The sequence below is a fragment of the Nocardiopsis kunsanensis DSM 44524 genome, from assembly GCF_000340965.1.
In the GTDB taxonomy this organism is placed as follows: Bacteria; Actinomycetota; Actinomycetes; order Streptosporangiales; family Streptosporangiaceae; genus Nocardiopsis; species Nocardiopsis kunsanensis.
Map to the genome: position 1 here is coordinate 137,756 of NZ_ANAY01000003.1, position 19,843 is coordinate 157,598.

20 protein-coding genes are annotated in these 19,843 nt (G+C 65.1%); 11 read left to right on the forward strand and 9 right to left on the reverse strand.

What is annotated here, in order from left to right; genetic code table 11:
- Positions 1-104: 104 nt before the first annotated feature.
- The 4 genes from D456_RS0103285 to D456_RS0103300 form a co-directional block, all read right to left on the reverse strand.
- The gene (locus tag D456_RS0103285; protein WP_017574727.1) at positions 105-1,844 is read right to left on the reverse strand and encodes an ADP-ribosylglycohydrolase family protein; all 1,740 of its coding nucleotides are present in this window, start codon (positions 1,842-1,844) and stop codon (positions 105-107) included.
- Positions 1,841-2,548 (reverse strand): DarT ssDNA thymidine ADP-ribosyltransferase family protein, encoded by a 708-nt coding sequence (locus tag D456_RS0103290; protein WP_017574728.1) that lies wholly within the window; start codon positions 2,546-2,548, stop codon positions 1,841-1,843. Before D456_RS0103290 ends, D456_RS0103285 begins: the two co-directional genes overlap by 4 nt.
- Positions 2,545-3,927: a 3'-5' exonuclease gene (locus D456_RS0103295; protein WP_026115526.1), complete on the reverse strand. Its 1,383-nt coding sequence runs from the start codon at positions 3,925-3,927 to the stop codon at positions 2,545-2,547. Before D456_RS0103295 ends, D456_RS0103290 begins: the two co-directional genes overlap by 4 nt.
- A gap of 266 nt (positions 3,928-4,193) precedes the next feature.
- The gene (locus D456_RS0103300; RefSeq protein ID WP_017574730.1) at positions 4,194-4,571 is read right to left on the reverse strand and encodes a DUF1330 domain-containing protein; all 378 of its coding nucleotides are present in this window, start codon (positions 4,569-4,571) and stop codon (positions 4,194-4,196) included.
- A 673-nt stretch (positions 4,572-5,244) separates the two neighbouring features.
- Between D456_RS0103300 and D456_RS0103305 the strand changes: the two genes are divergently transcribed.
- The 3 genes from D456_RS0103305 (at position 5,245) to D456_RS25415 (ending at position 8,571) form a co-directional block, all read left to right on the forward strand.
- Positions 5,245-6,117, forward strand: coding sequence for a TetR/AcrR family transcriptional regulator (locus D456_RS0103305; RefSeq protein WP_017574731.1), 873 nt, complete (start codon positions 5,245-5,247; stop codon positions 6,115-6,117).
- Positions 6,114-7,592, forward strand: a complete 1,479-nt coding sequence (locus D456_RS23560; RefSeq protein ID WP_017574732.1) for an MDR family MFS transporter — start codon at positions 6,114-6,116, stop codon at positions 7,590-7,592. The genes D456_RS0103305 and D456_RS23560 overlap by 4 nt, the downstream gene beginning before the upstream one ends.
- Before the next feature lie 442 nt (positions 7,593-8,034).
- Positions 8,035-8,571, forward strand: coding sequence for a putative immunity protein (locus D456_RS25415; RefSeq protein ID WP_083904495.1), 537 nt, complete (start codon positions 8,035-8,037; stop codon positions 8,569-8,571).
- Positions 8,572-8,585: 14 nt separating this feature from the next.
- Here D456_RS25415 and D456_RS0103315 read toward each other — a convergent pair whose 3' ends face one another.
- Both D456_RS0103315 and D456_RS0103320 read right to left on the reverse strand, forming a co-directional pair.
- Positions 8,586-8,795: a DUF397 domain-containing protein gene (locus tag D456_RS0103315; RefSeq protein WP_017574733.1), complete on the reverse strand. Its 210-nt coding sequence runs from the start codon at positions 8,793-8,795 to the stop codon at positions 8,586-8,588.
- 28 nt (positions 8,796-8,823) lie between these two features.
- Positions 8,824-9,351, reverse strand: a complete 528-nt coding sequence (locus D456_RS0103320; RefSeq protein WP_239643759.1) for a DUF6879 family protein — start codon at positions 9,349-9,351, stop codon at positions 8,824-8,826.
- 101 nt (positions 9,352-9,452) lie between these two features.
- Between D456_RS0103320 and D456_RS0103325 the strand changes: the two genes are divergently transcribed.
- The 4 genes from D456_RS0103325 to D456_RS23565 all read left to right on the forward strand — a co-directional run bounded on the left by D456_RS0103325 (position 9,453) and on the right by D456_RS23565 (position 13,506).
- Positions 9,453-10,325 carry a helix-turn-helix domain-containing protein gene (locus D456_RS0103325; RefSeq protein WP_239643761.1) on the forward strand — a complete coding sequence of 291 codons (873 nt, stop codon included), beginning with the start codon at positions 9,453-9,455 and terminating at the stop codon, positions 10,323-10,325.
- Between the two features lie 92 nt (positions 10,326-10,417).
- Positions 10,418-11,551, forward strand: a complete 1,134-nt coding sequence (locus D456_RS26460; protein ID WP_040698634.1) for a hypothetical protein — start codon at positions 10,418-10,420, stop codon at positions 11,549-11,551.
- A complete protein-coding gene (locus D456_RS0103335; RefSeq protein ID WP_026115529.1) occupies positions 11,544-12,473 on the forward strand; it encodes a phosphotransferase in 930 nt (309 codons plus the stop codon). The genes D456_RS26460 and D456_RS0103335 overlap by 8 nt, the downstream gene beginning before the upstream one ends.
- A gap of 52 nt (positions 12,474-12,525) precedes the next feature.
- Positions 12,526-13,506: a hypothetical protein gene (locus tag D456_RS23565; protein WP_017574738.1), complete on the forward strand. Its 981-nt coding sequence runs from the start codon at positions 12,526-12,528 to the stop codon at positions 13,504-13,506.
- A 303-nt stretch (positions 13,507-13,809) separates the two neighbouring features.
- Here the strand turns inward: D456_RS23565 and D456_RS0103345 are convergent, their stop codons facing one another.
- The 3 genes from D456_RS0103345 to D456_RS0103355 form a co-directional block, all read right to left on the reverse strand.
- The gene (locus D456_RS0103345) at positions 13,810-14,460 is read right to left on the reverse strand and encodes a hypothetical protein (protein ID WP_152442471.1); all 651 of its coding nucleotides are present in this window, start codon (positions 14,458-14,460) and stop codon (positions 13,810-13,812) included.
- A gap of 90 nt (positions 14,461-14,550) precedes the next feature.
- Complete coding sequence (locus D456_RS0103350; protein WP_152442472.1) at positions 14,551-16,761, reverse strand: hypothetical protein; 2,211 nt, start codon at positions 16,759-16,761, stop codon at positions 14,551-14,553.
- Positions 16,758-17,180 (reverse strand): hypothetical protein, encoded by a 423-nt coding sequence (locus D456_RS0103355; protein ID WP_017574741.1) that lies wholly within the window; start codon positions 17,178-17,180, stop codon positions 16,758-16,760. Before D456_RS0103355 ends, D456_RS0103350 begins: the two co-directional genes overlap by 4 nt.
- A gap of 621 nt (positions 17,181-17,801) precedes the next feature.
- Between D456_RS0103355 and D456_RS27990 the strand changes: the two genes are divergently transcribed.
- The 4 genes from D456_RS27990 to D456_RS0103370 are packed head-to-tail and all read left to right on the forward strand — an operon-like array spanning position 17,802 to position 19,794.
- Positions 17,802-18,230, forward strand: coding sequence for a Scr1 family TA system antitoxin-like transcriptional regulator (locus tag D456_RS27990; protein WP_394297264.1), 429 nt, complete (start codon positions 17,802-17,804; stop codon positions 18,228-18,230).
- Positions 18,190-18,390: a hypothetical protein gene (locus D456_RS0103360; protein WP_026115530.1), complete on the forward strand. Its 201-nt coding sequence runs from the start codon at positions 18,190-18,192 to the stop codon at positions 18,388-18,390. The genes D456_RS27990 and D456_RS0103360 overlap by 41 nt, the downstream gene beginning before the upstream one ends.
- 3 nt (positions 18,391-18,393) lie before the next feature.
- Complete coding sequence (locus tag D456_RS0103365) at positions 18,394-18,948, forward strand: DUF6879 family protein (RefSeq protein WP_017574743.1); 555 nt, start codon at positions 18,394-18,396, stop codon at positions 18,946-18,948.
- Entirely contained in the window at positions 18,949-19,794 is an 846-nt protein-coding gene (locus tag D456_RS0103370) for a helix-turn-helix domain-containing protein (RefSeq protein ID WP_017574744.1), read from the forward strand.
- Positions 19,795-19,843 lie beyond the last annotated feature (49 nt).

Below are 19,843 nucleotides of genomic sequence, written 5' to 3' on the forward strand. Positions count from 1 at the left end.
CCGCCGGCCGGGCCTCGACAGCAGAGCCGAGGGCGCCGCCGAGGCCCGGAAATCCGCCCCTCCCCCGCTCCGATCGCCTGGCCTCCCCGGCGCCAGGACAGGAGCTAACCCTGGGTGGGCCACACGAGCACCTCGTTGCCGTCCGGGTCACGGACACGCAAGGAACCGGATACGTCCTGCGGTCCTGGAGGGAGTCGCTCGATCCCATACTCCTCGATACGCCGGTTGACGCCCTCAGGGTCCGAACTGGCCAGGGTGATCTGTGTGCTGGCCTCGAAGAGGGAGGGCGTGTCATCACTCTGGAGGAAGACGAACCAGCGGCTCAGGTACAGCGCACGACCTTTCTGGCTGACCTGCGCGCCGAGGACGTCGGAGTAGAACTCACGAGTCCTCACAAGGTCCCTCGCCTGGAGAGCGAGTCGGCTGACGACCGTGGCCGGATCCGATGACCGTCGCTCGGGCTGTTCCGGACGCCCCGACACCTCGTTGGATGCCTCGCTCCGGACAGGGTCCTCACGCTTGTCGACGATCACCTGCTGCCCGTCGGCGAGGGCCAACCGGAAACGCTCCATCCCCCGTTTTCCTGAACTCTCCAGGCGTTCTCGCTTCGCCGACGCCACAGCGCGGCCGTCGACGAAGACGCCCGGGCCCTCCGCCTCCGCCAGGGATTTCAGCCAGGTGTCGTTGTTCGGAGGCGGCCCCGTCGGGGCCGGAGCATCCTGCGTCGGCCGACAGAGCCGTTCGGCCAGCGAACCGATGTATTCGTGGTCCTGGAGTTCGGGCGTCAGCCCCAGGAGCCACGGGGTTCCGTGCACCGTTCCCAGGATCCCTCCGGTCATGGAAGCGAGGGTGTCCGTGTCGGCATCGGGCAGGAAGGCGGGCTTGAGCAGGCCTGTCTGAGGTTTGGCCGAGAACCGGTCAGCCAGGTAGCAAGCAGCAGCGGCAGTGACGGTCCCCGCTCCGTTCACCTTCGGATCGAAACACCCCAGAGCGCGCAGGGTCCCCTCGTCGTCGGCCAGAGCAGCCCGCTCCAAGGAACGCTGTGCTGTGCGCAGCAGGTCCCCCATCTCACCAGCAGTAGCCTCCCAGGAACGGCGGAAGTCGGTACCGGTATGCCGGTGGAACGAGTCCAGCCAGGAGGAGGAGAACACTTCGCAGGGGATCGTGGGGTCCGCCCAGTCCGCCTGCTGTTCCAGAAGCTCCTCCACCAGGCCGCCGTACGCCAGGGGTTCATGCAGCCGTAGTGTGTGTCGCACTGCCAGCGCATAGACGACCGCACCCAGCAGCGCTCTGGTGTGCCCGTGGGTCCCTGCTCCGTCCAGAACCACCCTCTCCACCAGAGCGCGCGGGGCCGGGTCCTCGGTGAGGAGAAGCGCGTGGGGGGCGATACGCATGGCCGCCCCGTTGGCCCCGGCCGCGTAGTACCCCTGTACCGTCTTCTCGCCGGCCTCCCAGGGGGCCCGGCCCTTGGCCCAGGAGCGGCAGGCATTGAGTACGGCACGGCCGCCCCCTCTCTGGTAGAGAGGCCAGGCAGGCAGCTCCGTGCCGGTCAGCCAGGTTTGCCAGCCCTCGCCCTTCAAACAGGCCCGTGCACTTGCGAGCAGCAATTGTGTGTCGTCGCTGTACTCCCCTGCGGCCACAGGGTCTCTGTATCGGGCGAACCGGTTCCCGCCCCAGCGGTTCCAGGAACGGAAGGCCCATCGCGGTTCGGCCCGGCGGGAGTTCTTACCCCCGATGATCCCGCTGCGTTGCTCTTGGGGCCATCCCAGGGCGTCCCCTACTGCAGCGCCCAGGAGCAGCCCCCGGCCCCGGTCCGTCAGGTCCAGTAGCGTCGGCTCCGTCATGCTGTCCCTCCATCGGCTGTGGGTGCCCAGGGGGTCAGCGGGATGTCGATTCCACCGTGGAGCCTCCTGCGCAGCTCTTCCTTATCAAACAGGTGGGGTGAGACAACCCAGGAGATGCTGGAGGGATCCATGCCTGTCAAACTCAGTCTGGCCCACTCGGCTGCAGCCTTCTCAGCGGTGGGGACGGCCACTGCGGAAATATGTGTGCTCGAGATCGGTCCCGGGACCAGGACCTCGGCTTGGAGGTCGGTGGCCACCCCGGGGGTGTGTGTCGGGCTCCGTCGCCACCCACCCACCTGCTCGGCGAAGCAGGCAGCGAGTCCGGCGCCTCCTTCCTTCAGGTGCGCGCCCTTGCCTTTGGCCGCATTGTAGGCAGCGAAGAGCGTCCCCGGGAGGGTGACCAGGGAGATGTCGAGGAAGAGGCACACCCAGTCGGGATAGTTGGTGAATGCGGCCTTCCTCTGGGCCTGGGCAAGGTAGTAACCGTTGGGGTACTCGAACGTGCAGCAGATCCGGTCGGGGTGCCCGTCGAAGCGCTCCCTGTCGGTGGGGGAGAAATACTCGGGGGAGCGCTGTGCCAGGTCCGCGCTGCTGCGGATCCTGCCGTCCTCCACGATGTAGGCCAGGTTCATCGACGGGGTGAAGTGGGCGAGCCGCGTGGAACCGTATGCGCGGAGGGCCTCGGTCACCGAGAGCGCGGTCACGGTCGAACCTCCGTGAACAGCCCGGGGGACGAGGACAGGAGCGGCGGGTACTTGCCGCTGTAGGTGAGCACGAGGTCGGACTTGGCCCTGGTGATGGCCACGTACAGCAGCTTCGCCTCACGTGCCATGGCGTCCTCTTCACCGAAGGCGTCCAGGGCTTCCTCGCTCGGCATGTGTGCGGCTCCGCAGAAGGGGACGATCACGGAGTCGAACTCCAGCCCCTTCACCGAGTAGTAGGTGGAGCGGTACACGCCCGGCGGCGCGTCCCACGAGTACGGATTCTTCTTGACATGGAGAGATTCGAGACCACGGCAGAGCCGTTCGGCCTCCTCCCAGGTACGGCCGACGACGGCGACGGTCCCCTCCGCGCTGAGTCTGCGCGCCGTCTGCCGGACGATCTCCATCTCCTCCTGCTCGTCCTGGCACTCCACCAGGGTGGGTTTGGCTCCATCCACCTTCGGAGCGATGGGCTCGACGAGGTCCTCGGAATCCCCGAAGAAGGGCTGCGAACTCAGCTCGATCGCCACCTTGGCGATCGCCTTAGTATTCCGGAAGTTGTCCTGGAATCGCTCCACCTTCCTGACTGCGAGCCCGCAGGACTTCCAGGACATCGCTTGCCCGTAGATCTGCTGGGCGTAATCACCGAAGAAAGAAACTGAACCGTCCGGGGGCACGGCATCGGCGAGCGATCGGATCTCCTCCGGTGAGAGGTCTTGACCTTCGTCGATGACGACGTGGCGATAAAATCTCGGCTGGTCGTCGCCCGCAAGCTCTTTCCGGACAGTGATGGCTATGTCGTCCCAGTCAAAATCGTAACCCTTTTCATCACGAAGGTCGTGGTAGTGTTCCAGGATCTCCCACACAATCGACCTCGAGTTCTCGGGGATCCGGGACCGCCGCCTGCGCTCGGTCTCGAGGTAGGCATCTTCCCCTTGAAAGCCCATTCCGGTGATCCAGGAGAGCTCGTCCTCGAACCACTCCACTTTGCGCCCGAACAGACTGTGCCCCGGATAGTGGTCCGCCACCGCGCGGATCGCCTGCCCCACAAGCTCTCTCCGCGCCCGAGAGTCGACGATGTTCCGTCCCCGCATAAGGCCACGGCTGTTCAGGTAGCCCCGAGCGAAGTGGCCGTACGTACGGACGTCCAGACCTTCCGGAGCACCTCGGGACATGTGCTGAAGGTATCCCGATAGTGCCTTTGTCGATGTGACCAGCAGTGTTCTCCCGTGCCCTTCGATCCCGGGAGTAGAGAGGTATTGGGCTCGCAAGGCCGCCATCACCGTTTTCCCTGTTCCCGCACTACCCAGAACCACCTGGTGACCGCTCGAGGGAAGATAGAGGGCCTTCTTCTGGTGCCCCACCGGACGGGGAAGGTTCACGAAGCATCCTCCAAGGAATTTTATTCCCCGGATATATTATCAGAGCCCTTGCGAAGTAGCACCCTGTTCAGCTCTGCACCTGACTCCGAGGATTCGGGTCCACCCCTCAGAGATGCGCATCCCGGGTTTTCGGAAACACGCCATGACCTGTGGAGTACTGCACCTGCGGGACCGACGGGAAAACTTCCCGACCCCACACCAACAGCCATAGGGGACGCACGAGTGAGCCCGTGCAGCGGCAGGCGCAGTCATGAACCTTCGCCTGCTCAGGAACCGTTTCCGGAACCCCAAGGGGTGGTCGGCTGGAGCACGGCCTCACTCAGGGCCTGGGAACGCAGTCGGCTGACCTTCTGGTATTCGGGATCGGCGACCATGCGGCTGAACGTCTCCCTGTCGGGGTAACGCACGATCAGCACCGCATCCCAGTCCTGGCCGTCCTCAGCGACCAGGGGCGTACCCCCGTCACCGGCGTAGAGCAGCTCGGCTCCGTACTTGCGCAGGAAACCGGCGGTTTCGCGCGAGTACTCCTCGTAGGAAGGGCGGCCTCCGGGGGCGAACCGCACCAGGTTGAGCATGACGACGGGACCTCCCGGATCCTCTTCCAGCATCTGCGCCAGAGCCGTGCCTGTGGGGTCGACTGCCATGGTGGCCTCCTGTGCGGTCGGGGGTGCGCGAGGGTGGGCGCGCAATACCCGCCATAGTAACCAACCGGTCGGTATGGAGCGTGAGTGGGTGTCCTCCCCCGACCCAACTGAGGGCGCCTGGAAGCTTCCGGCCAGGGCCCCTCACATCCGAGTAGCAGCAGGCTCCCGGACAGGGCAATCACCGAGAGGACGGGACGCACGTTCTGTGGGGTGTGCCTGTGGCGTCGGACCTCGGGGCCGGTGAGCCGGTCGCCCTGGACCACGATGCCGCCGGCCCCGGTCTCGTACAACGTGAGGCAGCCACCGTCCTGCGACGTAGTACCGAGGTCGCAGAGCTTCACGGGCCTCCTCTTCGCTACGGGAGGCCGATGACAGGCCGTATGCACCCCGGGGTGCCGAACAACCCGTGATGACCATGGAAACCGGTGCCGCGGCGAGAGCCAATGCCCTTCGTGAGATTGCCTCCGACTGCCCTGCCCCTGCGGACACCGCCGATCCCGGGACCCGCCGACGGCGGACGATGCGGAAGCGGCGGATCTTCCGAATACATGCCGGAGGAGTCGTTCGTCACGGTTGCGGGACAAAGCACCCAAATGACCCAGAGCCGCTGTTAGAGTGATCGCGTGACTGGACAGTCACCCCACATGACTCACCGGTCACACTAGGAAGCGAATTGACACCACGACGGACAGCCATTCTGAGCGCGGCCGCAAAACTTTTCCAGGCCAACGGCATCCACACCACGGCCGTCGAGGACATCACTCGGGAATCCGGGATTTCCAAGGGCGCTTTTTACAAGCACTTCGGCTCCAAAGACGACCTGATCCTGGAGCTGTTGCAGCGCTTTTGCGACGAGATGTTCCAGCAGGAAGACCTCCTGTCGAGCACCCACCGGGGGCCGCCGCTGCTGGCCCTGAAAAGGATCCTCACCGCGCAGCTGGAAACCCTGACCGATTACCAGAACTTCATGCACGCCGTGGCGATGGATTTCCCGCCGCACAGTGCCGGCCCGATACCCGAAGCCATGGGCCGGCTGACAAGGGACCTGCACGCGTTGAACGAACGTGTCCTGCTGGCCGCGCTCGGCCCAGAGGTCAGGCCGTACGTGGCCGATCTGGCGGTCGTTCTGGAAGGGGCGCTCCACCACTACCTGATGTGGAGGACGTGGCAGGGGGCCACGCTGCGGTTGGAGCGGATCGCCGGCTTCCTCGCCGAGTGTCTGGTGGCGATCGTGACAGGAGACCAGAGCCTGTCGCCGGTCCTGTCGAACAGCACCGGTGGGGCCCAACACCCCTCGAACCTGGAGAGCATGGCACGCGGTCTGACCTCGGCCCGCGTTGCGGTGCAAGGCGCTACCAGCGGGGCACCGACCGCGGGGGCGGACCTGCAAACGATCGACCTCCTCCTCGACGAACTCCACGGAGAGCACCCTCGGGAGTTCTTGGTCGACGCACTGCTGGCTCAGCTCTGCGACCGCCCCTACCTCACCGAACACATGACGCCGATCGCAGCAGCATGGAACGCCTGGAAAGGGAGAACAGAGTGACCAGCACCAAGGCCCCCGGGAGGCCTTCGCAGCGGCAGAAGGTCCTGATGGTCGCGGCCCTGCTGACCGGGGCCTTCATGGGGATCACCAACGAGACCCTTCTGGCGACCGCCCTGCCGTCGATCCAGGAGGCGTTCGGCATCTCCACCTCACAGGTGCAGTGGATGACCACGGCCTTCCTGATGACCAACGGCGTGATGATCCCGATCTCGGCCTTCCTCATCGACAAGTTCTCGACACGGGCCCTGTTCCTGACGTCCATCGGCCTGTTCGGCGCGGGCACCGCTGTGGCAGCGGCCGCTCCCGTCTATCCGATCCTCCTGCTCGGCCGCATCGTGCAGGCCTCGGGTTCGGGGATCATGCTGCCGCTGCTGATGACGGTCCTGCTCGCGGTCGTGCCCGTGCACCGGCGCGGTACCGCGATGGGTCTGATGGGCATCGTCATCGCGTTCGGTCCCGCGATCGGCCCGACGCTGTCCGGGGCCCTGCTCGAGCACTTCACCTGGCGGGCGCTCTTCCTCACCGTGCTCCCGATCGTCGCGGTGACCATGATCATCGCGGCCCTGTTCGTCCGCAACGTCACCGACCTGCGCGAACCCAAGATCGACATCGCCTCGATCATCATGTCCTCCATCGGTTTCGGTTCGCTCCTGTACGGCTTCAGCATCGGCGCGGAGAGCGGGTGGACCAGCGCCCCGGTCCTGACGACCATCGGGGTCGGCGCCGTGGTGATCGGCCTGTTCGTCCGGCGCCAGCTGCGGCTGGAGACCCCGATGCTGGAGTTCCGGGTTTTCCGGTTCCCGATCTTCTCGCTGGCCATCGGCATCACGATGGCCGTGCTGATCTCCCTGATCGGCGTCGAGACGCTCCTGCCGCTCTTCATGCAGAACGTCCTGGGCTTCAGCCCTCTCGATTCCGGGCTGGCCCTGCTGCCGGGCGCGATCGTCATGGGCCTCATGTCGCCCATCACCGGGCGGCTCTTCGACGCCTTCGGCGCCAAGTACCTGGCTCTGACAGGGCTCGCCGTCGTCACGGCCACGACCTTCATGTTGTCCCGCGTCTCGCTGGAGACGAGCTTCGCCTTCATCACGTCCATCTTCGCCATCCGCATGTTCGGGCTGTCGCTGGCGCTGATGCCGGTCATGACCTCAGCCCTGAACCAACTGCCGCCGAAGTGGTACTCGCACGGTTCGGCCATGGCCAACACTGCGCAGCAGATCTCCGCAGCGATCGGTACCGCGATCCTGGTGACGTTCGTGGCCATGGGGACCCAGGACTTCACACCCGATTCCGCCACCCCCGCCGACCAGGCCGGGCTGCTCGCACAGATCAACGGATACGAGTGGGCCTTCACCGCAGGCACCGCCCTGGCGTTCCTGGCCCTGGTGCTGAGCCTGTTCCTGAACTCGCCGCAGAAGGAGAAGGAAACCGTTCGGCAGATCCATGGTGAGGACGCTCGGGCGAAGGTGGCATGAAGCCCTCGGTCCGGCCCCGGGGCGGATGCGCGGACCGCGCAGAGCTCGGGGCCGGGCTCTTTCCTCCGGTCGCCGAATCGGACCGTGCCGCTGGGGTCGGCGGCTAGGGATGGCCACCCTGGCCGAGGACGGTCCGGCCGCTCGTTCGGGACGCGGGAGGCCCGCCACGTGCGGCCGGTTCCCTGCTGTGTTCCGGGGCCGACGTCGGCCCCGGCGGGAGAACGACCTCTGCCGGGCAGCACAGTACATCCTGCGCGCAGACCCTGGACGAGGCACCCGACACACCCGACCAGGCCCGGTTCACCGCCTACGGGCCGAGCCGTTCCCGTGCGGGGTGGCGGGCCCGCCCATCGGCCACCGGGTGCGTACGGGTGAGTTCGTCCTGGCCCCTGGCCCCAAGGACCCCTGCCGAGGAGCAGCTCGCGGGTGGAATAATGCGCGCGTGACATCGCCCCAGGCCCTCAGCGAACAAGACCGGAGGACCGTCGCAGCGTGGGCCGCAGACTGCGCCGAGCGCGTGCTCCCGCTCTTCGAATCAGAGGCGCCGACGGAGGACCGCGCAAGGGACGCCGTGGCCCGCACGCGTGCCTTCAGCCGCGGCGAGCTCGACGCCTCCGGCGAGATTCGTCGACGTCTGATCGCGGTCCGCGCAGCGGGAGCCGCAACCTCACCCTCAGGCGCGGCCGCTGCCAGGGCGGCTGCACAAGCTGCTGCGGTCGCCCACATGGGAGCGCACGCGCTGGGCGCGGCCGCCTACGCCGCCAAGGCTTCAGGGCTCGCAGCGCCCGGCCGTCCCGGTGCGGTTCACGACGAGATTCACTGGCAACTCGAGCGGATGACACCACAGATCCGGGCCGCCCTACGTCTCCTACCGCCGGTCGGTGAGGATTCCACAGGCCCTCTCGGTCCGGGCCTTCTTGCCTCAGGCATCCTTGCTGCGATCATCCGCGAGATCCAGGCGGAACTGGCACACGGGTAACGGAGGTGCGCGGCTCAGGGCGTCCCAGCGCGGCCGTGCACGGTTCCGCGCGTGAACGCGAGCCACTCCGCAGGGGCAAGCAGCACAAGCGTTCCTCGTGGATTCTTGGAGTCACGCAGGCCGATCGTGTCGGGGGTATGGGCGGTGATGGCGTCCTCGACGCAGTCACCGGTTCCGCTCCCACTGGCTTTGCGGAAGTCCGTGTCGTTGAACGGGGGGTACATTCCTCTGCCTCCTGAGGGCTGTGCTGTGTCAGATCTGCGGTGTGAGTCCGGCTTCTGTCATGTACTGGTGCAGGGGGACTGCTTGAGCCAGGACCGCTTCCCGACGGCGTACGTGCTCCTGAACGATGACGGGGTCCGTGGTGACCTCTACGTGTCTGAGTACCCCGTCGCCGCCATAGGCCATGAGCCCCGTGCGGTCGTCGTCGAACAGCCAATAGTCCTCGTCGGGCACGCCCAGTTCCTCGGCGACCGAGCGGGGCAGGATCCCGATGTCCTCACCTGCACGCGCATTCGAGGGGTAGGCGCAGGTCATCTCGAAAACGAGGTACTCCGACAGGGGCTCGTCCACCACGTGCACGCGGCGGAACAGAGCGCCTCTGTCCTTGATGGCGCGCACTCTCTCGGCCCATGGTTCGAGCCAGGAGGGGTCCTGGGGGCGGCCGTGTCTGAAGCTCTCCAAGGGCGCGCGTTCGCCCTTGGAGTCGTAGAAGTCCAGGGTCTCCATCCGAAAGACCTGGCGGTGGAAGTCGTCGAAGGTGCGGAGGAAGTCGGGCATCGCCATCACGGTCACTGCAGTACTCCGGGGGTCAGCGGCGGCCACGGGCACGTTGGTCTGGGCTACTCTTTTGGAGAGCCACAAAATAAGACTATTGAGACTTGGACAAGACTAGTATGGAGGGGTTCGTGTCTCAGGGCAAGGGAGATGACAGCGCCAGAGAGGAACTCGCTTCCCTGTTGCGGACTGCCAGGCTCGACCGCGGCCTGTCGGGCCAGGAACTAGCCGATGCCTTGTGCTGGTCCCAGTCGAAGGTCTCCAAGATCGAGAACGGCCGCACCAAGCCCTCCAGCAGCGACGTCGAAACCTGGTTGGATGCCTGCCGCGCTCGGCTGGATGTGGCCCGCAAGGGCGCCGAGTTGGCCGAGGCCACTCTGGTGGAGTCCCGCCATTGGAGAGTGGTGCACGCCAAGGGGCTGCGCTCGGGTCAGGACGAGGCCCGTAGTTTGGAACAACGTTCTGACCTCGTCCGTTCGTTCCAGCCCTCCCTGGTGCCCGGCCTGCTCCAGACAGCCGAGTACGCGCGGCAGGTATTGAGCGCGGCCAATGTCTCCGGGCAGCGCGATGTCCCCGAGGCCGTCGCAGCAAGAATGCGCCGTCAAGAAGCGCTCTACGACCACGGGCGAGGCTTCGAGTTCACGGTCACCGAATCCGCGCTGCGCTGGCACCCCCATGACCCCGACCTCTTGCTCGGACAGTGGGATCGCCTGCTCTCGGTCGCCACGCTCACCAACGTCACACTGCGTGTGTTGCCGCTGTCCTCTCCCTTCGGGCATCTGCAGAGCAACGGGTTCCTGCTGTTCGAGTCCTCTGACGAGCCCACTGTCATCGTCGAGACGTTCACCAGGGAACTGTCGATCACCGAGCCCGAGGAAGTGCGCCAGTACCGCGACGTTCACAGCATCCTCACCGAACACTCATTGGACGAGGAAGCCAGCAGGGACTACCTGCGAGACCTCGCATCCTCCGTGTGACCCTGGACGCACAAAGCTGTTGACCTCCACCGCACCCAGCTCTAGTCTTTATCTAGTCTCACACGAGTCTTGATGGCAGTCAGGGGGTGCCGGTGGTTCTGTTCCTCAACGGCCCGATCCAGAACAGCGACTTCACCTTCCACAACACACCGGGCAAAGCCGTGGGACTACGGCTCGCATCGACCCTGAACGGCATTCTCGGCCTCCCCGAGGCACCGCACCTGTGGAACACCGTCATGCTCGCCGGGGATGTTCTCCACCGAGATCAGGTCCATGCCGGCTTCGCCCCGCTGCCTCGGAGGTCATTCGAGCATGCACGCCTGATGGGCAAGTACACACCCGACCTGCCCCCGCCCCCAGAGCTCATCACCGATGCTGAACCAGCCGTAGCAACCCTGGCCTTGGACATGATCGACACTCGGCTTTCCCGAGGTTCTTTGCGTATCGAGCGAAGAACACTCCAGGAGTGTGCGTCCTGCGGCCACATGATCGGCCCGGTTGCAACCTGGTGCACCGCTTGCGGAGGAGCACGGCTGCGTACCCACCGATCCAGGCACCTGGTGCACGACCTGACCGATGCGGACCTGTCGATGTCAGGTCGTGTCCATGGCCACCACCGCAAACGTCACCGGCACGTGGACGCGATGAGCGCGCAAGTACCCCGTTGCCTCCTGCTGTCCCGTACCCGGTCCCACGGGATCCGCTTGGACCCCCTGGGGCTCGACGGGCTCGTGCTGGACCCGAGAACTGGTCTGCATGTGACCGTGCTCAGCGCCGCACAAAAGGCCGGTGCCACTGAGGTTGCCATGACGGCGACCACGCGCGCAGTTTCCCATATCGCCGCCCACGGGCTCGGTTTCACCTCATGGCGGGGCCACCGACTGCGGTACGCCATCCACGGTCATATCCCCTACCAGGAAATGCCTGCTCTGGAGAGAATGTATACCTTCCATGGGGTCACCGCTCGGGAACGCCAGGTGTTCGAGGCCCGCTTCCTCCCACTGATCGCCTGGCAGAACAAGGGAGGAACCCATCCCGCTCAGTTGGCTCCGCTCTTGAAGTACTTCCTCAAGGTGCACCGGGGCCCTCCTGTCTCTGCCGACGCAGGACGGCTCGACAGGATACGGGAGGAGGTCGGTCGAGGAGGCACCTCCTGGGTGATGAACAAGCACCTCCTCGCCGCTGTCATGGAGGAACCCGTGGAAAGGACAGCAAATCGTGTCTGATTGGGAAACGATCAAACCCAGAACCGCTGCGGAGTCGGGTGCCGTGTGGTATTCGCCCGGCGAGCGGCTCTACAAGCGAACCGGTGGCCCCGAGGTGGAAGAAGAAGGCAGGCACCAGCGTCTTCTCGCGGATCTCGGTTTCCCCGTCCCCCGCCCCACCGAGGTGGGAGCCACCGGGAAAGAGCACCACTTCACCGAACCAGAAGCGGGTATACACAGTCTTCACGACCTCGCGATGGCCCAGGCAGCGAACAACGACGGGAAAGTCGACGATGCGCTCGTCGAGTCCGCCGTGGAGATCTCCTCACGTCTGTTGCGCGCCCAGGCTGCTCATCCGCTCAAAATCACAGAGGGGCACGTGCGGTCCTGGTTCTGGCGGGCGGGGTTCGTCGATGAAGTCTTCGCGGAGAACCCGGACCTGGACACGGAGGAGGTCCGGGTGCTCGTCGACACCGCTGTAGGACGACTCGTACGTCTCCCCCTGTGCTTCGGTCATCTGGATTACGGGCTGCCCAACACCTTTTCTGACTCCGTCATCGATTGGCAGCACCACGCACCGGCCCCCCTGGGTTTCGACGTCTATCCGATGCTCGATATCGCCGCCTTCAAGGGAGGGACCCGGGGGTATGCCTTCACTCCCGATCAGAGAGCCCGCTACACCAGCGCCCTGGACGATGTGGCCCAGGAATGTACAGGCACGGTTTTGAGCCCTCACCTGGGCGACTTCCTGCTGGCCAAATGCTTCTTCTTCCTCGTCCGTATGCGGCCAGGTTCTGGGGCCCGGCCCGACAAGCACCGCAAATGGCGCTATCGCCGCACACTCTTCACCCTGAGCGCAGAGGAATATGCCAACACACGCAGGATCGACACCGCGGCCTTCCCCTTCCTCGCCGACTTCGAGCCCTGGAACCCGGGTACGTGACCGTGACTACCTTCTCGACCGCCACGGGGTCATCTTCAAGGTCATCGGCGATGTGCATCCCGAGACCCACTACCTGGGTTATGTGAAGTACCACCCGCACCCGCGAGGCGACCGTGTCCTGTTCGGACGCTCTTACCAACAGAACAGCGTCGTCCCCAAGTCTTTCGGCATCCTGGCGCATAGGCCGGAATGCTACGTCTACTCCGAGGCACTCGGCAGCGTCATCACCGGGGTGCCACGCCGAGACGTCGTCCACCACTATTCCGCTCGCCGTGCACTCACCGATCTGTCGCACAGCACCTCCGAAAGTTCTGAGACCGGTGTCGGAGAGGACCTACGGTCCATCGCCGGCCACATCGCCGAACGGAAGCAGCTTCCGCTCTTCGGCATCACAGGTTCGTTCCTTGTGGGCTGCGCGAACCGGGCGTCGGACATCGACCTGGTCTGCTACGGCAGAGAGGGTTACGAGGCGGCACAAGAGCTCTTCGCGGACCGGCACGTCATTCGTGCCTATGAAGGGGAACACCTGACACGCCTGTATCTGCGCCGGGCGAAGTATATGGAGGGCAGCCGGTTCGAGACGCTCATCGAGCAGGAGAGCCGGAAGTTGCAGGGGATGACCGCGGGATCAGGTGCACACATCAATTGCGAGCCCCTGCGTTCCGACAGCCCCCGGAAACTCGACACGATGAACGCGAAGGAGATCGGCGAGATCACCCTGCTTGCCACGGTGACCGACCATTCCGAGGGTGTGCTGACCCCTGCGCTCTACCGGATCAAGGTCGAGAGGGTGCTGCACTCGACCGTGGACGAGCCGGAGCTGTTCGCTCAAAGGATGGTGCATTTGAGGTCGTACTTGGGCGCGTACACGGGGGCTTTCCGCGCGGGAGATTCGATCCACGTGGTGGGAAGGCTCGTCCACCTGCGTCACGAGGGAGAAGACTCCTTCGGGGTGGAACTCACCCCGTGGACGGCGAGCAGGTCCTACCTTGCCGGCCTCTCGCCGAGCGTGGCCCACTGCAATGGGTTCTGAAGCGACCAAAGCGTCGCGATTTGCTTGGCCTCAAGGCCCGGAAACCGGCGCTACGAGCAAGCTGTCGGAGCTGGGCCGGGCGGTGGGGCCGCCCGGCCCAGAGTCAGAACAGACCCGAGGTGGGATGGTAGACCAGCGCGCTCTCGAGAACGGTGGGGGTGTAATCCGTCAGGTACCAGGCGACGTGTCGGACCGGGCAGCGGGGTTTTCGATAGCCGCACAAACACCGGGGTGCCAGGTCAAGGGCGATCCCCGACGAGGGCATGGGTACAACAGCCCCTGGTTCGGTGAGAACCGTCGAGGTCACGCACTGGGTGATCGCCCCATCACGTGTGTCATGTAGTCCCCCAGGTAGTAGGCGAAGCGTCCCGCGGCCTCCGGTTCCTCGACCAGGGTCAAGGCCTCCTCGACCCTGGCCCGCAGTAGCGCACCCTCCTCGGTTTCCACGGCGGTACGGTCACGGCGCAGCGCGGTCGCCAATTCCTCGTAGGACTCGATGAGCTCACGTGTCCACTGTTTCGGGTGCGCCGTTCCTTTCGAGGGGGCGTGCCGGTCGAGCCACCACGCCAACCCCAGTCCCGGGGTCGCCAACCGCTCCTGGAGCACCTCGAGTCGAGCTGTCCGCTCCGCCTCTTCCAGGTACACCCGTTCGCGGGCACGGTATCGAGCGCGGGCTTGCGCCTCCGTGGCCGCCGAGAGGCTCAGCTCGACGTGTCCCGTGACGGTGAGACGGTCGTCTGTGGTGATCTTTTTCGACAAGCACTCGTTGGCCGACCATTGGGCCTCGTGAACATGCAGGACGGGATGCCGTTCCGTTGCGGTTCGGACTGCCTCGACGAGGAGAGTCCGTGTCACCTCGTCGGGATGCAGGATCCGTTCTTCGGCACCATCGGCGATCGTCCACCCATAGGAGAGGGCGGCATCGAAATGCAGGCCGGCGTCGGCGCTGTCCACGTGTGCCGAACAAGTGTGTTCGAAGGGGCGGCGTCTCACGGCAGCGTTCCCCCGCTTCCTGATCCGGAACACCAGCGTCTCTCCCCCGTTCTACGGCCTACGCATGAAGTCCCTACGCAGTAGCGTCCCGAGCTGGCCTTCACCCCTGATGATGCGATCAAGGTCGTCGTCGATACCGGAAGACCCGAAAACCACCCCAATGATTCGCCGGGTACGGTCCACAGGCATGTGCTCCGCATCGGCCGCGCGCCTCCAGGCGACCAGTGCGTGGCTGGTGTCGCTACGCAGCTCGGGCTTGTTCCAAGTGAGCTTCCACGCCTTCTTGAACAGTTCCACTGCTGCTTCGCCTTCCGAACCGATGAGCGTGAGCAATCCGCGGGACGGGTCGTTCCGGATGCCTTCCCCCTCGAAGCCGGCTCCTCCGAACAAGTCGAGGAAGAGGCGGCCACCGACGATGGTGGTGGTGCGGTCGTTCTCGACCCAGTCGACCAGGGTCTTCAATACGGCCGTTCGACCGCGTTCTGGAGCGAGTTGCTCGGCGATCACGGCCACCGCCTCACGCCGCAGACCAGTGTCGTCAGCGGTCTCCATGACGTAGCGCAACCGCATCAATGCCTGTTCGGGGTAGCTCTCGGCGAATCCACCTCGGCAGACCTCGACGACGGCCCGCTGCCGTTCAGGCGTTCTCCTGCCCTTGGCCCAGTTGCGTAGATCCACCACCCGGACTCTGGCGCCAAAGCCCGGGTGTTCAGTAAGGCGTTCGAGGACTTTCACTACAAAACCCATGCGTTGCTGGGCGTCCTGCTTCAGCCACCCCTCGAGCAAGGCCAGGACGGTGGCGCTGCCCTGTGCCACGGCAACCTCGGTCAACACCTCCGAGAGGCGATCCAAGCACTTGCCTGCGGGGCCGCCGGGGGCGCTGATCTCACTCAGCCAGGTGGAAAGGAGCGCGGAGGCCGAACCTCGCCGGTTCCACAGATAGCGAATGACAGCCTTGTCCAGCCCCTCCCGACTATCGGTAATGGAGATGCGCCCGCCCTGGTAGCCCACCCCGGCGTCGCTGCAGCGCGTTTCGTCGTCGGGGGCAGCCAGGGCTCCTCCCCATACCTCAAAACGGTCCCGCACCGCTTGGGGAAGAAGCGCGTCTGCGGCGTTGAGGACCGCTGGTGCCGGGGAGCCGTCGAGAAAGGCGGACGCGATGCGCAAGGCCCTCTGCTCCGCACCGGTGGCGTCCTCACGCCGCACGTCGGCGGCGAACCACTCCTGGATCTGTTTCTGCCAGCCAGTGAACTCGTCCAGAACGACCTCGTCCTGCTGGTGTTCGGCCTTCAGCACGGCTTCAGCCAGTTCGACTCCGCGGGAAGGAGGGGCGTCAGGCGCCACCAGGCCGTGAAACGGGCCGCCCTCGGCGTCGAGCCATGTCTCCCGTTCATGATGGCCGGTCGCCCTGATCCGTTTCCGGGCGACCATCAGCGCGTCCGGACGTTGGTGTTCCCGGACGACGAGCCCGACCTCTCCGTCCGAAGGGGGCAACCTGTGCTTCACCCCTTCGTCACCGAGGGTCACGAGGAGGGTTCGGTTGTCCCTGGCTTTCTCGGCATAGCTGGCCAGGTCCTCGGCGAAATGGTCGGGCAGTGCCTCGCCCATGCCAGTCAGGTCGAGCAGGTAACCGTGGTCGGGATCGTTGGGGATGCGATCCATGTCGGGTTCGTCCCAGTCGGGCCGCCGGAACTTCCGGAGCTGCCTCCCCTCAGGCAAGGAACCCAGAAGACGGCGAGCTGCCGTACGGCGCCCGCTGTTCGGAGGGCCGATCAACACGTACACGCCGCCCTGGATGTCGTCGGGCACTCCAGCGTGAACGAAGAGCTGCTCGGAGGGGATCTCGTTCGGCACGATCTCGTGGGACCGGAGCAGCGTCGGCCCCTGCTGGTAGCGAATGGTGGTGGGAGAGAGGATGGCGTCTCTTCCGGCCACCACCACATGATCGCTCTCGACTTCGGAAACACTCACGCCGGGCTTGTGCTCCGGTTCAGAGGTGGACTCCGACAGGTTTTCGGGTGCCTCGACCAGGTCCCTGGCCTCGTTTTCAACTCCGTACACGATTTGTGGTGGGTGCCCGATTCCCGGCTCGGAACGCCCCTCTACGGCGTCGGGTTCGGCCCCGGGCGGACGCGTGTACGTCACCCCACCAAGGTGCTCCGTGCGCTCTTCCAGCTCTGGCCCAGAGATGTCAGTCATAGCCAGCTTCGAGGGATCTTCCGGCTCAGGACGGGGGTTCATGTTCTCGAAGGGGTGGTTCATCGCTTCTTCTCCACCTTCGCGTCACGCCCGCCCACGACGACATCGCCCTTGGCCCTGACGTTCTCGACTCGCACGTCACTGACGACCGATTCGCCCGACGCTGTGGCGGAACGCGCCTCTTCCCGGAGTGCGCGCAGGGACTCGGCGGCTTCGGGGGAAGACTTCAACATCCCCTCCAGGACACGGGCCGTGTCCTGGGTGACGTAGTCGGTCAGCGCTTCGCGCGCAGCGACAGGGGTGGCTACCAGCATCTGCTGCTGATCGTCCAAACGGGCCACGGCGGTGGCTCCGGTTTCCTCGTCGAGGTGGCCATGCAACAGGGCCACGCACCGTTCCCGGATGTGGTCCCAGGCATTGGTGGCCATGGCACCGACGATGCTGGTCGCGGCCGTAGTGACAAGTTCCAAGGGGGTACTCATACCGGTCTCCACAGTCTCTGGCTTACGAACCGAGCGGGTTTGGGCCAACACAGCCCTACTCAGCACTCACTGAAACAAGCACAGTGAACATGCCTTCGAAAGCTTAGTCAACACGCAATTAACCAAGGGCGCGTGAACATAGATCGGCGGTGGTGTCGGTAGCTCCACGGCAGGACAACCACGTGAGAGCAGCCGAGATTGGGCCTCAACACCGAGTTGCAGTCCGCAGAGGTACAAGATCGGTGGTATCGGGAGGGAAGGTGGTCATACGCGCCGGGGCGGACGAGACAAGCCTAGTTTCCGTGCAGTCCCGGTGTAGGGGGTTTCAGTAAAGTAGTCCTCTCTTGCAGTCGCTGGGAGAGGAGGAGACACTCCCCCTGAGGACCGGGTTCCTGCCCGAAACGAGCCGTGTTCACAGGCGGAGGGATAGAGCCACCCGGAGGAGTGAGGAGGACACGGCCGTCTCCCGATTGCATTCCACGTGGCCCCAGAAGCCTCACTCGGGGAGTCGTGAGCAGGGCGGCGAGGGCGCAGCCGACCTGAGACCGCCCCCTCCACTCCTTCTTCCGAGCGGAACCAGAGCACTTCATTCTGGGAAAGGTGGGCGATCGGGGCAGAATCATGGACCGAAGTACTGAAGCAACGCGCCGGTACCGTCCGGCCCTTCCAGCCCTCCCGATACCGGAGCTACTCCAGACGCCCGAGTACGCGCGACAGCTTGTGAGCGCCGCCGACATTTCCGGCCCACGCGACGCGCCGTCTGCGGTAGCGGCGCGGACGCAACACCGAGAAGCGCTCTACACGCCGGATCGGACCTTCGGGTTCACGCCCACTGAGCCTGCGCTGCGTCGGCGTCCCCACCATCCCGGCGTGTTGGCGGCTCAACAGGACCAACTCACCCGGCATACGCAGGAGTGGCCACCTTCGGCCACGGCAAACACCATGCGCGACGCCGGCCACCGTGCCATGCTCGGTACAGCGAATATTCTCGATTATGCAGGGATGGGTCATGCGTCTGACGTTTCTTGGCACCGACAGCGAGGGCGGTAAGTGCCCGACTCTCTACCGAACCGACCGGGGAACCATCGTGGTTCAGGGATACAAGGTGACCGATACTGAGGCCCGAGGGGACGTCCGCGACCTGGCAGACAACGAGACCCTGGTCGAAATCCCCCGTGAACTGCTGCGCTACGCGGACGAGGGCGCCTGATCCGTGGGACGGCTCCTGAACGATGACGAATTCACACGGCAGTTCTCCGACTTCCAGCGCAGCGCATGGAAACTGGAGGTCCGCGATCGCTACAACGTCTCGGAGGAGGCCGAGACGATCAACCGGTTCCTTCGGACCGGAGACCTGGGGCGTGGGCAGGACCATGCCCTCACAGCCCCGTGGCACCGCAATGTCACGGCCACAGTCGAAGAAGGCAAGAGCTGGCAGCGTGTCCGTGTCGTCTCCGAACCCTTGAGTGACTACATCACGTGGGAACACGCTGTGACGCGCTTCAACATCGAGGCCGGCGAGGACATCCGTTGGCTCCCCCGCCACCACTGGTCGGTGGATGAGCTGCCCGACCTCGACTTCTGGCTGTTCGACGACACATGGGTCTGTGTCCTGCACTTCGACGACGATGACGTGCCCCACCAACTCGAACGCATCGATGACCCCAGCGAGGTCGTGCGCTACCGCCGCTGGAGTGAGATCGCCTGGCAGCACGCGATCGTGCACAACGAGTTCGCCCCCGAGCGCCATACCGGATTCAATACTTAGGTGTCGCACAGCATCGAACGCGCCCGGAGAGATCTGGGCAGACGGCTCCGCGAGGAACGAAGGTCAGCGGAACTGACCGGCGCACGGCTCGCGGAGCTGTTGTCGTGGAGCCAGCCGAAGGTCTCCAAGATCGAGACGGGACGCCAAGCCCCGAATGCAGCCGAGATCGTCGCATGGACCCAGGCATGCGGCCGGCCCCAGCTCGCCGAAGACCTCGTCGCCAGGCTGAACGATCTGGAGTCGATGTGGGTGGAGTGGAAGGACCAACTGCACAACGGCCTGAGCGGTATCCAGTCACGCATGGTCACCGAAGAGGAGCAGGTCCGGGTTTTCAGGGTGTTCGAGCCCCTGATCATCCCGGGCCTGCTCCAGACGCCCGGGTACGCACGTGCGGTCATGGAGGCGGCCAACCGCAAGAACCGGACGCCGTCCTTCGGTATCGAAGACGCCCTGCACCAGCGCATCCGCCGTCAGGAGCTCCTCTACCGGCGCGGGAAACGGTTCTGTTTCATCCTCAGTGAGGCAGCCCTGCACCAACGGAGAGGTAATTCGGAAACCATGGCGGCCCAGATCGACCGTTTGGTCACGGTCTCCGACCTTTCGAATGTCTCCTTGGGTATCATCCCTTTCGACTCTTCTCCCCCTTATCTCCCTCTGCACGGGTTCTGGATCCAGGACGAATCATCCGTGGTGATCGAGACCGTTTCGGCGGAGCTCACCCTGACTCACCGGAGCGAGATCGAGCAGTACACACACGTCTTCACCATGGCTTCGAGCGGAGCACGGTTCCATGGCCAGGCCCGCGCCCTGCTCAGACGGGCAGCACCAAGGACCTCCAGCCGATAGCCGACCTCCCTCGGTTCCGACAGCCGGACCAGAGCAACGCCCCTGATAT